General features: G+C 62.5%; 10 protein-coding genes. All 10 read right to left on the bottom strand.

All coding sequences use genetic code 11. From position 1 onward, the window contains the following. Positions 1-243: 243 nt before the first annotated feature. The 10 genes from argE to ACIPLA_RS00935 all read right to left on the bottom strand — a co-directional run bounded on the left by argE (position 244) and on the right by ACIPLA_RS00935 (position 11681). On the bottom strand, positions 244-1401 hold the full coding sequence (gene argE, locus ACIPLA_RS00980; RefSeq protein WP_401170665.1) for an acetylornithine deacetylase: 1158 nt from the start codon (positions 1399-1401) through the stop codon (positions 244-246). Beyond that, positions 1398-2567, bottom strand: a complete 1170-nt coding sequence (locus tag ACIPLA_RS00975) for an NAD(P)/FAD-dependent oxidoreductase (RefSeq protein ID WP_401170664.1) — start codon at positions 2565-2567, stop codon at positions 1398-1400. Before ACIPLA_RS00975 ends, argE begins: the two co-directional genes overlap by 4 nt. Continuing rightward, complete coding sequence (locus tag ACIPLA_RS00970; protein ID WP_401170661.1) at positions 2564-3955, bottom strand: FAD-dependent oxidoreductase; 1392 nt, start codon at positions 3953-3955, stop codon at positions 2564-2566. Before ACIPLA_RS00970 ends, ACIPLA_RS00975 begins: the two co-directional genes overlap by 4 nt. Further along, positions 3937-4245 (bottom strand): (2Fe-2S)-binding protein, encoded by a 309-nt coding sequence (locus ACIPLA_RS00965; protein ID WP_218394936.1) that lies wholly within the window; start codon positions 4243-4245, stop codon positions 3937-3939. The genes ACIPLA_RS00970 and ACIPLA_RS00965 overlap by 19 nt, the downstream gene beginning before the upstream one ends. Then, entirely contained in the window at positions 4242-6083 is a 1842-nt protein-coding gene (locus tag ACIPLA_RS00960; protein WP_401170659.1) for an ABC transporter ATP-binding protein, read from the bottom strand. Before ACIPLA_RS00960 ends, ACIPLA_RS00965 begins: the two co-directional genes overlap by 4 nt. Before the next feature lies 1 nt (position 6084). Then, complete coding sequence (locus ACIPLA_RS00955; RefSeq protein ID WP_192344681.1) at positions 6085-6960, bottom strand: ABC transporter permease; 876 nt, start codon at positions 6958-6960, stop codon at positions 6085-6087. Next, positions 6957-7913 carry an ABC transporter permease gene (locus tag ACIPLA_RS00950; protein WP_192344682.1) on the bottom strand — a complete coding sequence of 319 codons (957 nt, stop codon included), beginning with the start codon at positions 7911-7913 and terminating at the stop codon, positions 6957-6959. The genes ACIPLA_RS00955 and ACIPLA_RS00950 overlap by 4 nt, the downstream gene beginning before the upstream one ends. Positions 7914-7960: 47 nt before the next feature. Then, positions 7961-9598, bottom strand: coding sequence for an ABC transporter substrate-binding protein (locus tag ACIPLA_RS00945; RefSeq protein WP_401170655.1), 1638 nt, complete (start codon positions 9596-9598; stop codon positions 7961-7963). Between the two features lie 94 nt (positions 9599-9692). Beyond that, on the bottom strand, positions 9693-10967 hold the full coding sequence (locus ACIPLA_RS00940; protein ID WP_401170653.1) for an NAD(P)/FAD-dependent oxidoreductase: 1275 nt from the start codon (positions 10965-10967) through the stop codon (positions 9693-9695). 45 nt (positions 10968-11012) lie between these two features. Continuing rightward, complete coding sequence (locus tag ACIPLA_RS00935) at positions 11013-11681, bottom strand: haloacid dehalogenase type II (RefSeq protein ID WP_192344685.1); 669 nt, start codon at positions 11679-11681, stop codon at positions 11013-11015. Positions 11682-12088: the final 407 nt, after the last annotated feature.

Below are 12088 nucleotides of genomic sequence, written 5' to 3'. Positions count from 1 at the left end.
CTAGGGAGATGCCACGGATGAGGATGCTGAAAGCGTCTGATGGGCAGTGTTGGATGCTGAAATTTGCGGTGGGACGGCAGGCTCTACCGAGGGGGTTCATGACCTTTCAGACAAACACAAAACCCTGTGGGAGCGGGCTTGCTCGCGAAGGCGTCCTTCCAGTCAATATAGATGTCGCCTGACACGACGCCTTCGCGAGCAAGCCCGCTCCCACATTTGATCTCCATTTGCTACAAGACCTGATTACAGTTTCAAGGAACCGAGCAGGCCATCCAAAAACCGCTCCCCAGCCTCCATCTGGCTGATCTCGATGAACTCGTCCGGCTTGTGCGCCTGTTCGATCGAACCCGGGCCGCAAACCACCACGGGCACATCCAGACGCTGCTTGAACAACCCGCCCTCTGTGCCAAACGAGACTTTGGCAGTACCGGTGTCCGGGGCGGCGAAGTTTTTCAGGAAACGCACCGCTTCGACGCTCGGGTGCGTATCGAGGCCCGGATAAACGTTCAGGGTTTCGATCTCGATGTCCGCCACGCTAGACAGCTTTTTCGCCTCGCGCACGATCACTTCGGCACGCTCGCGCATCTGCTCCAGGAACTGCTCCAGATTGTCCGCCGGCAAGTTACGCACCTCGAAATCCAGGGTGCACAGGTTCGGCACAATGTTCAGCGCCTTGCCGCCGACAATCTGCCCGACATGCACGGTGCTGTAAGGCACGTCGTAATCCGCATCCTGCGCGCCTTGCGCTTGCAGTTGCTGCTGGCTCTGGCGCAGTGCCGCGATGAAGTCGCAGGCGACGTGAATCGCATTGACCGAACGCGGTGCCAGGGAAGAATGGGCTTCCAACCCACGACAATAAGTGCGGTAAGAACCCTTGCCCTTGTGCCCCAGCACGAACTGCATGTTGGTCGGCTCACCGATCAGGCACAAAAACGGACGCACCGGCGCCAGATGCAGCACGTCGAGCAAACGTCGTACACCCACGCAGCCGGTTTCTTCGTCATGGGACAGGGCGATTTGTAGCGGTCGGCTCAAAGAATGGTTGGCGGCATCGAGCATGGCGTCGATCGCCAAAGCAATAAACCCCTTCATGTCGCAACTGCCACGGCCGTAAATCCGGCCGTCCTGCACCGTCGCCTGAAACGCTGGAAAGGTCCAGGCCTGCCCCGCAGCCGGCACCACGTCGGTGTGCCCGGACAGCAAAATTCCCGGCAATTCCTTGGGACCGGTGCTGGCGAACAGGTTGGCCTTTTTGCCTGTCTCGTCCTTGACGATCAGCGACTCGATGCCTTTGCTCAGCAACAGGTCGCGCACGTACTCGATCAGGGCCATGTTCGACTCCGACGACACGGTGTCGAAGGCCATCAGGCGTTTGAGAATATCCAGTACACGGGGTTTCATGAGGCCCTGCTCCTTTGCTCAGTTGTCCGTTGCTCGGCTGAAGGGGCGAACCGGCGGATGGAGAACGGCTCAATCGAGGTACTCGTGCTGCCGGTGCTGATCAGTTCCGCCATCACGTCGCCGACACCGGGGCCGAGCTGAAAGCCGTGGCCGCAGAAGCCGAACGCGTAGTACAAGCCGTCAACGTTGCCGCTCGGCCCCATCACCGGCAGGGAATCGGGCAGGTAGCCTTCGATGCCGCTCCACACGCGAATGATGTTCAGGTTGCCGACACCCGGCAGCAGGCGACGCATCTGCTCCATCTGATTGAGAATGCTGCGCGGCTCGACATAGGCCCGGCGGTTCAGCATGTCCGGTTTGCTCCGGTAACCGCCGCCGATGATGATGTTGCCGCGCGGGATCTGGCGGAAGTAGATCACTTCCTCGGGAATTTTGGTGTACACGCCGATCACCGTCGGCAAGGTGTAGGGCACCGGTTCGGTCACGGCCATTTGCGGGCCGTGGGTGTCCAGCGGCACCGGTTCGCCGAACTGCGCCGAGAGTTTCTGGCCCCAGGCACCGGCCGTGATCAGCAAGCGCTCGGCGCTGAACTGGCGGCGATCGGTGGTGGTCACCGTGAACTCACCGCCGACCTTCTGCACGTCGGCGACTTCGGTCTGTTCTTCGATCCGCGCTCCGAGGCGGCGTGCCGCCCGGGCAAATGCCGGAGCGGCCAGGCGCGGGTTAGCGTGGCCATCGTGGGGCGCATAAGAGCCGCCCTTCACATCCGGCCCGAGGAATGGGAAACGCTCGTGCAGCTCAGCGCCGCGATAGATCTTCAAGTCCAGCTGCGCCGCTTCGGGCGCCGCCGCGTAGGCCTCAAGCTCGGGGATTTCGTCTTCGCGGTAACACACGCGCATGTGCCCGCTGGCGATGAATTCGAGGTCGTCGTCGATCAATTCCGGCAGGCGTCTCCACAGCGCCCAGGAACGGTTGGCCAATTCCAGTTGCCCGAGGAATCGTCCCTGACGCCGGACGTTGCCGAAGTTCACCCCGCTGGCGTACTGACCGATCTGGTCGCGTTCCAGCAGAATCACCGACTGCCCGCGTTGACGCAGGAAAAACGCCGCCGCCGAGCCCATCAGGCCGCCGCCGACAATCACGACATCGGCTTTGTGTAGCGTCATGGCGACACCTCCTCGGTGAGCATCGAAAGGGGTTTGACCGGCGCCTGGCCGCGTTGCCGACCGACCTGTTGCACGCTGACGCCCGCGGCGGCGGCAATCACTTCGGCCCCGGCCTGGGAGCAATAACGGCCCTGGCAACGGCCCATGCCGACCCGACTGAAGGCCTTGGCCCGATTGACTTCACAGGCGCCCTTCTCGCTCACGGTGCGGCGCAACTCGCCGGCGCTGATCATCTCGCAGCGGCAGACGATGGCTGAATCCGGTAGCGCTTTGGCTTGCGCCGCAGGCCAGGGAAACGCCTGGGCCAGGCCGAGGCGAAACTCATCCATTACCGCCAGCGCATGCCGTTGTTCGTCGCGCAATCCGATGTTTACCGGTTGCTGCAGATCCTCCAACAACGCCATCGCCACCAGTCGCCCGGCGTGCTCGGCGGCATCGGCGCCACGAATCTTCGAACCATCCCCGGCGGCATACACACCGCTGACCGAGGTCCGGCCCGCTTCATCGACGGCCAGCCACCATTGGCTGGAGGCCTCGTCGAAGCGCATGCGGCAACCGGCCAGGTCTGCCAGTTGGGTTTCCGGGCGCAAGTGATAACCCAGGGCCACGGCATCGCAATCGATCGTCAGGGCTTCGCCTTTCGCCGTGCAGATCCGCACACCACTGACCCCGTTGGCGGCATCGCCCAGTACTTGCAGGGGGGAGATCCCCAAGTGCACCGGAATCTTCGCCCGATAAAGCTGCGCCAGAAGTTTCATCCCGGTGAACAGCAATCCCGGGCGCGCCAACAACTTGGGCAAGGCGCCGATGCGCTTGCTGATTGGCGAGGTATCGAGCACCGCCGCAACCGTGGCGCCTGCTTTGACGTATTGGCTGGCAACCAGATACAGCAGCGGCCCGCTGCCCATGAACACCACGCGATGGCCGATGGACACCGCCTGGGATTTCAGTGCGATCTGCGCCCCGCCGAGGCTGTAAGTGCCCGCCAACTGCCAACCTTCAATCGGCATCAAGCGGTCGGTGGCGCCGGTGCACAGGATCAGTTCGTCGTAATCCACTGTCGAATGCTTGCCCTGGCTGACGCAGCACAATTGCCCCGGCGTCAGGTTCCACACAAGGGTGTCTGGGCGGTAGTCGATCTGCTCACGCAAACGGTCGAAGCTCTGATGCAAATCCTTGGCCTTGGCGGCTTCGGTGCCATACAAGGTGACGTAATCCCGGGTAAACCCTTCGGGTTGGCGACGGTAGATCTGCCCGCCATCCCGGCGATTCTCGTCGATCAGGATCGGTTTGAGGCCTGCCGCCAACAGCGTCTCGGCACAGCGAATGCCGGCCGGCCCGGCGCCTACGATAACGACCCGATGAGTGCTCAGCCGTGCAGTGGCCATATCGCCTCCGGTTGTGTGGTGACGATGTCCAGCCCTTCGCGGACTTCATTGGAGCAGGCACGCAGGCGTTCGCCGCTGCGGGTCCAGACCCAGCAATCCTGGCAGGCGCCCATCAGGCAGAATCCGGCGCGACGGCCCGAATCGAATTCCGATTGGCGCAGCGCGTTACCTTGGGTCAGCAACGCGACCATTAGCGTATCGCCCCGCAATGCCTCGATGGGCGAACCGTCCACCGTCAGTTTGACGCTCGGCCGACCCTGCTCGGCCAGCCTCACAAAACGCCCGTTCATGCATAGGCTCCCAGGCTCATGGTGGATAAACCCTGCTGAGTTTTCAGCAACTCGGCACCGTCGTGATGACAAAGAATTTCGCTACCGCCGTCGATGATCCGCCGGTTCGGCGCGGTGCGATTGCACAGGCCGTCGACCCGAACCGGGCAGCGACTGAGGAAGGTGCACAGCTCTGGCACATTGGCCTTGGCGCCGATCGGCGGCAGTGTGCCGCAAGTGGTGCCGCAGTTTTCCAGCCAGCCCTGTCGCAGTTCCGGCACCGAATGGATCAACAGGTCTGTGTAGGGGTGGAACGGTGCCTGGGCGAAAGACTGCCGAGTGCCGGCCTGGACCTTGTGGCCGCTGTACATCACCACAATGTCGTCGCACAGCGCCCGCACCGTGGAGATGTCATGGCTGATGAACAGATACGACACGCCCAGTTGCTGACGCAGGTCGCGCAGCAGTTCGAGAATCGCCGCGCCGACCACGGTGTCCAGCGCCGAGGTCACTTCATCGCAAAGGATCAGGTCCGGTTTCGCCGCCAGGGCCCGCGCCAGGTTGACCCGCTGTTTTTGCCCGCCGGAGAGTTCATTCGGACGTCGTTCCGCCATGGCTCGCGGCAGGCGCACCAGGTCCAATAGTTCGCCAATCCGCTCGCGCAGTGCGGCGCCCTTGAGGCCGAAGTACATTTTCAGCGGACGACTCAGAATGGTGCCAACACTGTGCATTGGGTTGAGCGCGGTGTCGGCGTTCTGGAACACCATCTGAATCCGTCGGAATTGCTCGTCAGTACGCTCGGACAAACTGCCGCCCAATGGCTGGCCATCGAACGTCAGGCCGCCCAATGCGGGCGTCAGCAACCCGGCCACCACCCGCGCCAGGGTCGACTTGCCAGAACCCGACTCACCGATCACGCCGATGGCCTGGCCCCGGCGCACAGTCAGGTCGATGTCTTCCAGCACGCGGATTGCCGGCATGCCTTGCATATTCTTGTTGCCATAGCCGGCGGTCAGCCCCTGGATGGTCAGCAGCGGCGTTTCTTCGGCGATGCCGCAAGGCGGGCGAATTGTCGTGTCCGGGCGGGCCGCCAGCAGCAGGCTGCGGGTGTATTCATGGGCCGGGGCTTTGAGCAACGGCGCGGTGGCGCTCTGCTCGAAGATCTGACCGCCGTTGAGCACCACAATCTGATCGGCCATTTGCGCTACGACCGCCAAGTCATGGGACACATAGACCGCCGTCGCGCCACGCTCGCGGACCACGCGCTTGAAGGCGCGCAGCACGTCGATCTGGGTGGTCACGTCGAGGGCAGTGGTTGGCTCGTCGAGCACCACCAGCAATGGATCGCTGATCAGCGCCATGGCCGCCATCACCCGTTGCAACTGCCCGCCGGACACCTGATGCGGATAACGCTGACCGATGTGATCAGGGTCCGGCAGGGCCAGGTCGCGGAACAACTCGATGGCTTTGGCTTCCAGCACGGCCCGGCTGCCCAAACCGTGAATCAAGGCGCCCTCCACCACTTGGTCGATAAGCTTTTTCGCCGGGTTGAACGCGGCGGCGGCACTCTGGGCGATATACGAAACGCGGTTACCGCGCAGCCCCTGCAGCTCGCTTTCGCTCAACGCCAGCATGTCGTGTTCGCCGACCTGCACCACCCCGCCCGCCAATCGGCAGCCGCGCCGGGCATAGCCGAGCAGCGCCAGGGCAATGGTGGTCTTGCCGGAGCCGGACTCACCGATCAGCGCCAGCACTTCACCTTTGGCCAGGGAGAAACTCACGCCCTTGACGATTTCCACCTCGCCGCGCTCGCCACAGGCGACCACGCGCAGGTCTTCGACTCGAATCAAATCACTCATCTCAATGACCTCCCGCACGTCGACTACGCCGTGACGAGAGTCGGTCGATGAACAGATTCACGCCAATGGTCAGGGTGCCGATGGCCAGCGCCGGAATCACAATGGCCGGTGCGCCCTGATTGAGGCCGCCGATGTTCTCGCGTACCAATGAACCAAGGTCGGCATCCGGTGGTTGCACACCCAGGCCAAGGAAGCTCATGCCACTGAGCAACAGCACGATGAAACCGAAACGCAGCCCCAAATCGGTCAGCACCGGGTTGAGCATGTTCGGCAGGATTTCCACGCAAGCGATATATAGCCGGCGTTCGCCGCGGGTACGGGCTACTTGCACGTACTCCAGCGCTTCGATGTTCACTGCCATGCTGCGGGCAATGCGGAACGCGCCCGGAGTGAAACTCAGCACTGCGGTGCAGATCAGCAACAGCACCGAGGAGCCGAAAGCCGAGACCATGATCAGCGCCAGCATCTTGCTCGGGATGGAAATAAAGGCGTCCATCAAACGGCTGATCACCTCGTCCAGCCATTTCGGCGAGACCACCGACAGCAACGCGCATCCGGTACCCAGTGTGCTGGCCAGCACCGCTGAAACCAGCGCCAGGCCCACGGTGAACCGCGCACCGACGAGAATGCGGCTGAGCATGTCGCGGCCCAGGTAATCGGTGCCCAGCGGGTAGGCGGCACTGAGGCTGTCGAAGACGTTGTCGGAGATCACTTCGCCTACCGGGTGCGGCGCCAGCCAAGGGCCGAAGATGGCCACCAGCAACCAGATCACACACATCGCAGCGCCGACCAGACCGAGCCACGACGGCCCATGGGAGACCTTGCCCAGCGCCAGTTCGGGGCCGGCAGGCGCCGATTTCGCAATGAGATCGTTCATTGGTTTCTCAGCCTCGGATTGGAAAGAATCGCGCACAGGTCGGCAATCAGCACCAACCCCAGGTACGCCGTACAAAACAGCATGGTGCAGGCCTGAACCAGCGCCATGTCGCGGTTGGTCACCGCATCGACCATCAAGCTGGCGATGCCGGGATAGTTGAAGATCGTCTCGACGATCACCACCCCGCCCAGCAGGTAGGACAGGCTCAGGGCGATGGCATTGGCAATCGGCCCGATGGCGTTGGGCAAGGCATGGCGCAGTACGATTCGCATCGGGCTCACGCCTTTGAGCCGGGCCATTTCCACGTAGGCGCTGTCGAGTTGATCGATCACCGCCGCCCGGGTCATGCGCGCCATTTGCGCAACAATCACGCAGCACAGCGTCATCACCGGCAAGGCGTAGGTGCGCAGAAATTGCAGCGGTGAGGTGATGTCGCTGGCATAGGACAACGCCGACAGCCAGCCCAGGTTCACCGCAAAGATCAGCACCGCCAGGGTCGCCACCAGAAACTCCGGCACCGCGACCAGGGCCAGGGTGACAAAGCTGAGGAAGCTGTCGATGCGCCCGCCCCGGCCCATGGCCGAACCGATGCCGAGGATCAGCGCCACCGGCACCGACACCAGCGCCGTGACGGCCGCCAGCATCAGTGTGTTGGGCACCCGCCCGGCCATCAGCTCGCTGACCGGCATGGCATTGGACACCGACTGCCCCATGTCACCACTGAGCAGACTCATCAACCAATGCAGGTAACGCACCACACCGGGTTGATCCAACCCCAGCTTCAGGCGCAAGGCCGCCACCTGTTCCGGCGTGGCGAATTGCCCGAGCGCCTGTTGCGCTGCGTCCCCCGGCAGTACCGCCGTAATGGCGAAAACCACCATGGACACGATCAACAAGGTCACGACCGCCGCGCCCAGGCGCCGGCCGATCAACCACAGTGTGTTGCTATTCATTGCCCTACCCTCATGCAATAGCCCCGCTTACACCCGTGTGTGGCCGATCAGGCATCCAGCCAGACCTGCTCGGCGAACATGTAGCCCATGAAACCGCCGAGGGGGTTGCTGCCGTAGCCCTTGATGCGCTGGTCGACGCCGTCGATGTTGCTGATGAACACCGGCACGCCGATGCCGCTGTGTTCATGCACCAGGGTCTGCATGTCGGCGTACATTTTGCTGCGCTTGGCGTCGTCGGTTTCACCGCGGGCGAGCATCAGCAACTGGTCGAACTGCTCGTTCTTCCAGCCCGACTCGTTCCATGGCGCGCTGGACTGGAAGAACTGCGAGAACATCACGTCGGCGTTCGGCCGCGGGTTGATGTTGCCGAAGCTCAGCGGGTGCTTCATCCAGTGGTTGGACCAGTAGCCATCGCTGGGCAGGCGGTTGACGTCGAGCTTGAGCCCGGCCTGCTTCGCCGATTGCTGCAACAGCACGGCGATGTCCACCGAACCGGTCGCGGCGGGCGATGCCACCAGCGGCATGCTGATACTTTCCATGCCAGCCTTCTTGAGCAGGAATTTGGCTTTTTCCGGGTCGTAGACCCGCTGCGGCAGGTCGGCGTTGTAATAGCGCGAACCAGGGGAAATCGGATGGTCGTTACCGACCACGGCAAAGCCACGGAACACCGCGGATTTGACCTGTTCACGGTCTAGCAGGTACTTCATGGCCTGAGTGAATTCGGCGCTTTTACCCGGCATCTGGTCCTGACGGATGATCAAGTCGGTGTAGTTGCCCGACGGCGCATCGACGACCCGGTGTTTGGCGCTGGCCTTGATCCGCGTGGTCGAGCGCGGGTTGACCTCGTTGATCATGTGCACGTCGCCCGACAGCAGCGCGTTGACCCGTGACGGTTCGTCGGCAATGGCGATGAATTCGATCTCGTCCAGATACGGCAGGCCCGGTTTCCAGTAGCCGGTGTTACGCGCGGCAATCGAGCGCACGCCCGGTTTGAATTCCTTGACCTTGAATGGGCCCGTGCCGATGCCCTGGTTGAAGTCGGTGGTGCCTTCGGGAACGATCAACAAGTGCGACACCGCGAGGATCGACGGCAGTTCGGCGTTCGGCGCGCTCAGGCGGATCTGCACTTCGTGGGTGCCGGTGGCCTTGATCTCTTCGAACTGCGCCATCAGCGGCATGACCTTTGAACCGGTCAACGGGTCCTTGTGGCGCGACAGCGAGAACACCACGTCGGCGGCGCTCAGGGTCTTGCCGTTGTGGAAGGTCACATCCTTGCGCAGGGTGATGATCCACAGCGTCGCGTCGGTGTTGTCGATGCGCTCGGCCAGTTCCAGTTGCGGCACCAGGTGGCTGTCGAAACGGGTCAGGCCGTTGTAGAACATGAAGTGGCGCACGTAGTCGGTGGACAGCGCGCCCTTGGCCGGGTCCAGGGTATCGGCGGTGGAGCTGGACATGCCGGCGACGCGAATCCGCCCGCCCGGCTTGCCTTTGCCCGGGGTCGCCGCTTCTTCGGCGAAGAGCTTGCCGGCGGCGCCGAACAGGCTACCGGCGCCAGCTGCGGCGACACCCACCACGCCGAGCATCTGCAAGGCGTTGCGGCGCGACATGCCGCGATTGAGGCCTTCGAACACCCGCAGGCTTTCCTGGCCGGAAATCAGTGTCGAGTCGATTTTGTTGTCAGTCATATCAGTTGTACCTGTCGAAAAAATGAGGCTCGAGTGCTCGCGGTTAACCGGAGCGTCCTGGAAACGCAAACGACGGTGACGCCACAACATCAACTCAATGCAAATAGTCCTGGAAGCGGTAATAAGCGCCCACGAATGGCAAGAACCACGGCTTGCCGAAATGCCCGGGAATCGCCGGCCAGTCGAGTTCGCGCCAGGGGTTGGCCTCGACCTTGCCGGCCATCACCTCGGCCATCACCTGGCCCATGTGCACCGACATCTGTACGCCATGGCCGCTGTAGCCCATGGAGTGATAAACCCCGCCGTGCTGACCGGCCCGAGGCAAGCGGTCGGACGTCATGTCCACCAGTCCGCCCCAGCAGTAATCGATCTTGACGTTGGCCAACTGCGGGAACATCTGCACCATCGCCGCTTGCAGCACCTTGCCGCTCTTGGCGTCGGACACGCTGTCGGACATCGCAAACCGTGCTCGCCCGCCGAACAGCAAGCGGTTGTCGGGGGTCAGGCGAAAGTAGTTACCGATCATGCGGCTGGTGACATAGGCGCGCCGACCGGGCAGCAGCTGATCGATCAGGAACTGTGGCAACACTTCAGTGGCAATCACGAAACTGCCGACCGGCACGATCCGCCGCCGATACCAGCCCAGGCCGCCGTGCTGACAGGCACCGGTCGCCAGCAATACTTGTCCGGCGTGCAGCGCCCCCTTGGCGGTGTTGACCCGATAGCCGCCGGCCTGGGCTTTCCAGTCCGTTACTGGCGTGCCTTGATGGATCAACGCGCCATGACGCGCCGCCGCCTCGGCCAGCCCCACACCGAAGCGCCCGACGTGCATCTGCACGCCGTTGCGCTGCAGCAAGCCGCCGTGGAACTGTGCCGAATTCACTTCAGCACGGGTTTGCTCGGCAGACAGCAACTCAACCTCGGCATCGACTTCCCGGCGAATCAGTTCGCAGGTACGCGCCAGGCCTTCGTAGTGCATCGGCTTGGCCGCCAGTTTGAGCTTGCCCTTGCGCTTGAGGTCGCAGGTGATCTGCTCCTGCTCCACCAGCGACACCACGCTCTGCACTGCGCTTTCATAGGCCTGGTAATAAGCGCGGGCCTTGTCGGCACCGAGGCTGGCGCTCAGCCCGGCGTAGTCCTGCGCAACGCCGGTATTGCACTGGCCGCCGTTGCGCCCGGAGGCTTCGCCGATCACCCTTCCGGCTTCCAGCACCACCACACTGGCGCCCTTTAGCGCCAATGCCCGAGCCGCCGCCAGGCCGGTGAAACCACCACCGACGATGGCCACGTCGACCTGCCCGGGCAACGCACCGGGCTGAGCACCGGTAAACGCCGGTGCAGTGTCGAGCCAGTAGGATTCACTGCCCATGTCTAACCCGCCTATGCCAAATGAAGAATGCCGTTACCGTTCGACTCAGAGACCGACCAGCGCCGCCAGCCCACCGATGTCGGTGATCTGCTGGTAGCCGTAGAAGGCATTGGCCGGGACTTCGTGGCCACGGGCGACGAAGGCCTTGTTCTTGATCTTCATGTCGTGGGCCGGCATCAGGTCGTAACGGAAACTCGAAGACACATGCAAGATGTCTTCCGGGCCGCAGTTGAGGTTGTCGAGCATGAACTCGAATGCGGCCAGACGCGGCTTGTAGGCTTGGGCCTGTTCGGCGGTGAAGACTTTGTGAAACGGCGCGCCGAGTTTGTCGACGTTGGACATGATCTGGCTGTCGCTGGCGTTGGAGAAAATCACCAGAGGAATCTTGTCAGCGATTTTCGACAGGCCGGCCGGCACGTCCGGGTGTGGGCCCCAGGTCGGCACGGCGTCGTAATACAGCTGACCTTCGTCACGGTATTCGATGCCCCAACGTTTGCAGACTCGCGCCAGTGCGGTCTTGAGGATTTCGTCATACGGCATCCAGTCCCCCATCACTTGATCCAGACGATAGGCGGAGAAATCCTTGACGAACTGATCCATCTGCTCGGGCACCACGCGATCGGCGAACAGTTCGCGAGTCATCGTGCCCATGTGGAAATTGGTCAGCGTACCGTAGCAGTCGAACGTAATGAATTTGGGGCGAAGAAAGCTCATTGAGTGCGGTCCTGAAGTTCGTTGAGGTCATGGCGCGACAGGCATTCGCTGCGTCTCGGGAGCGGCGATGCAACGCTGCAGCACACGGTCATTACAACACCGTGAAACCAGCAGATGGCGTTAAAAGCGACCTCTGCTTGATACAAACCACCGTTTTAGCCACCCCCCTCAGCAGACTTTGCGGCTCGCTCCAGCCTTGGGCAAACCCCGTATTTGTGCGCGTTTATGGACCTTGATGGCCGCGCAAGGCTCAACAGCGCCCGCATTCACGGCAGAACCTGCGCCGGGCGGAACGAAAACGGGCGCGTCCGTCAGGAAGCGCCCGTTTGTCGATGATTCGAAATTTGATAATGCGAAACCTGTGGGAGCGGGCTTGCTCGCGAAGACGGCGGCACAGTCGATATTGA

The sequence above is a fragment of the Pseudomonas sp. NPDC086112 genome (assembly GCF_044746425.1).
GTDB lineage: Bacteria > Pseudomonadota > Gammaproteobacteria > Pseudomonadales > Pseudomonadaceae > Aquipseudomonas.
Note: the sequence above shows the minus strand (reverse complement) of the source record. Positions and strands in the feature narration are given on the sequence as shown.

Coding starts and splice junctions, on each gene's coding strand:
- ACIPLA_RS00940 (WP_401170653.1), bottom strand. CDS start 10,967: ATGGGCAGTGAATCCTACTGGCTCGACACTGCACCGGCGTTTACCGGT.
- ACIPLA_RS00965 (WP_218394936.1), bottom strand. CDS start 4,245: ATGAACGGGCGTTTTGTGAGGCTGGCCGAGCAGGGTCGGCCGAGCGTC.
- ACIPLA_RS00945 (WP_401170655.1), bottom strand. CDS start 9,598: ATGACTGACAACAAAATCGACTCGACACTGATTTCCGGCCAGGAAAGC.
- ACIPLA_RS00950 (WP_192344682.1), bottom strand. CDS start 7,913: ATGAATAGCAACACACTGTGGTTGATCGGCCGGCGCCTGGGCGCGGCG.
- ACIPLA_RS00960 (WP_401170659.1), bottom strand. CDS start 6,083: ATGAGTGATTTGATTCGAGTCGAAGACCTGCGCGTGGTCGCCTGTGGC.
- ACIPLA_RS00935 (WP_192344685.1), bottom strand. CDS start 11,681: ATGAGCTTTCTTCGCCCCAAATTCATTACGTTCGACTGCTACGGTACG.
- argE (WP_401170665.1), bottom strand. CDS start 1,401: ATGAAACCCCGTGTACTGGATATTCTCAAACGCCTGATGGCCTTCGAC.
- ACIPLA_RS00955 (WP_192344681.1), bottom strand. CDS start 6,960: ATGAACGATCTCATTGCGAAATCGGCGCCTGCCGGCCCCGAACTGGCG.
- ACIPLA_RS00975 (WP_401170664.1), bottom strand. CDS start 2,567: ATGACGCTACACAAAGCCGATGTCGTGATTGTCGGCGGCGGCCTGATG.
- ACIPLA_RS00970 (WP_401170661.1), bottom strand. CDS start 3,955: ATGGCCACTGCACGGCTGAGCACTCATCGGGTCGTTATCGTAGGCGCC.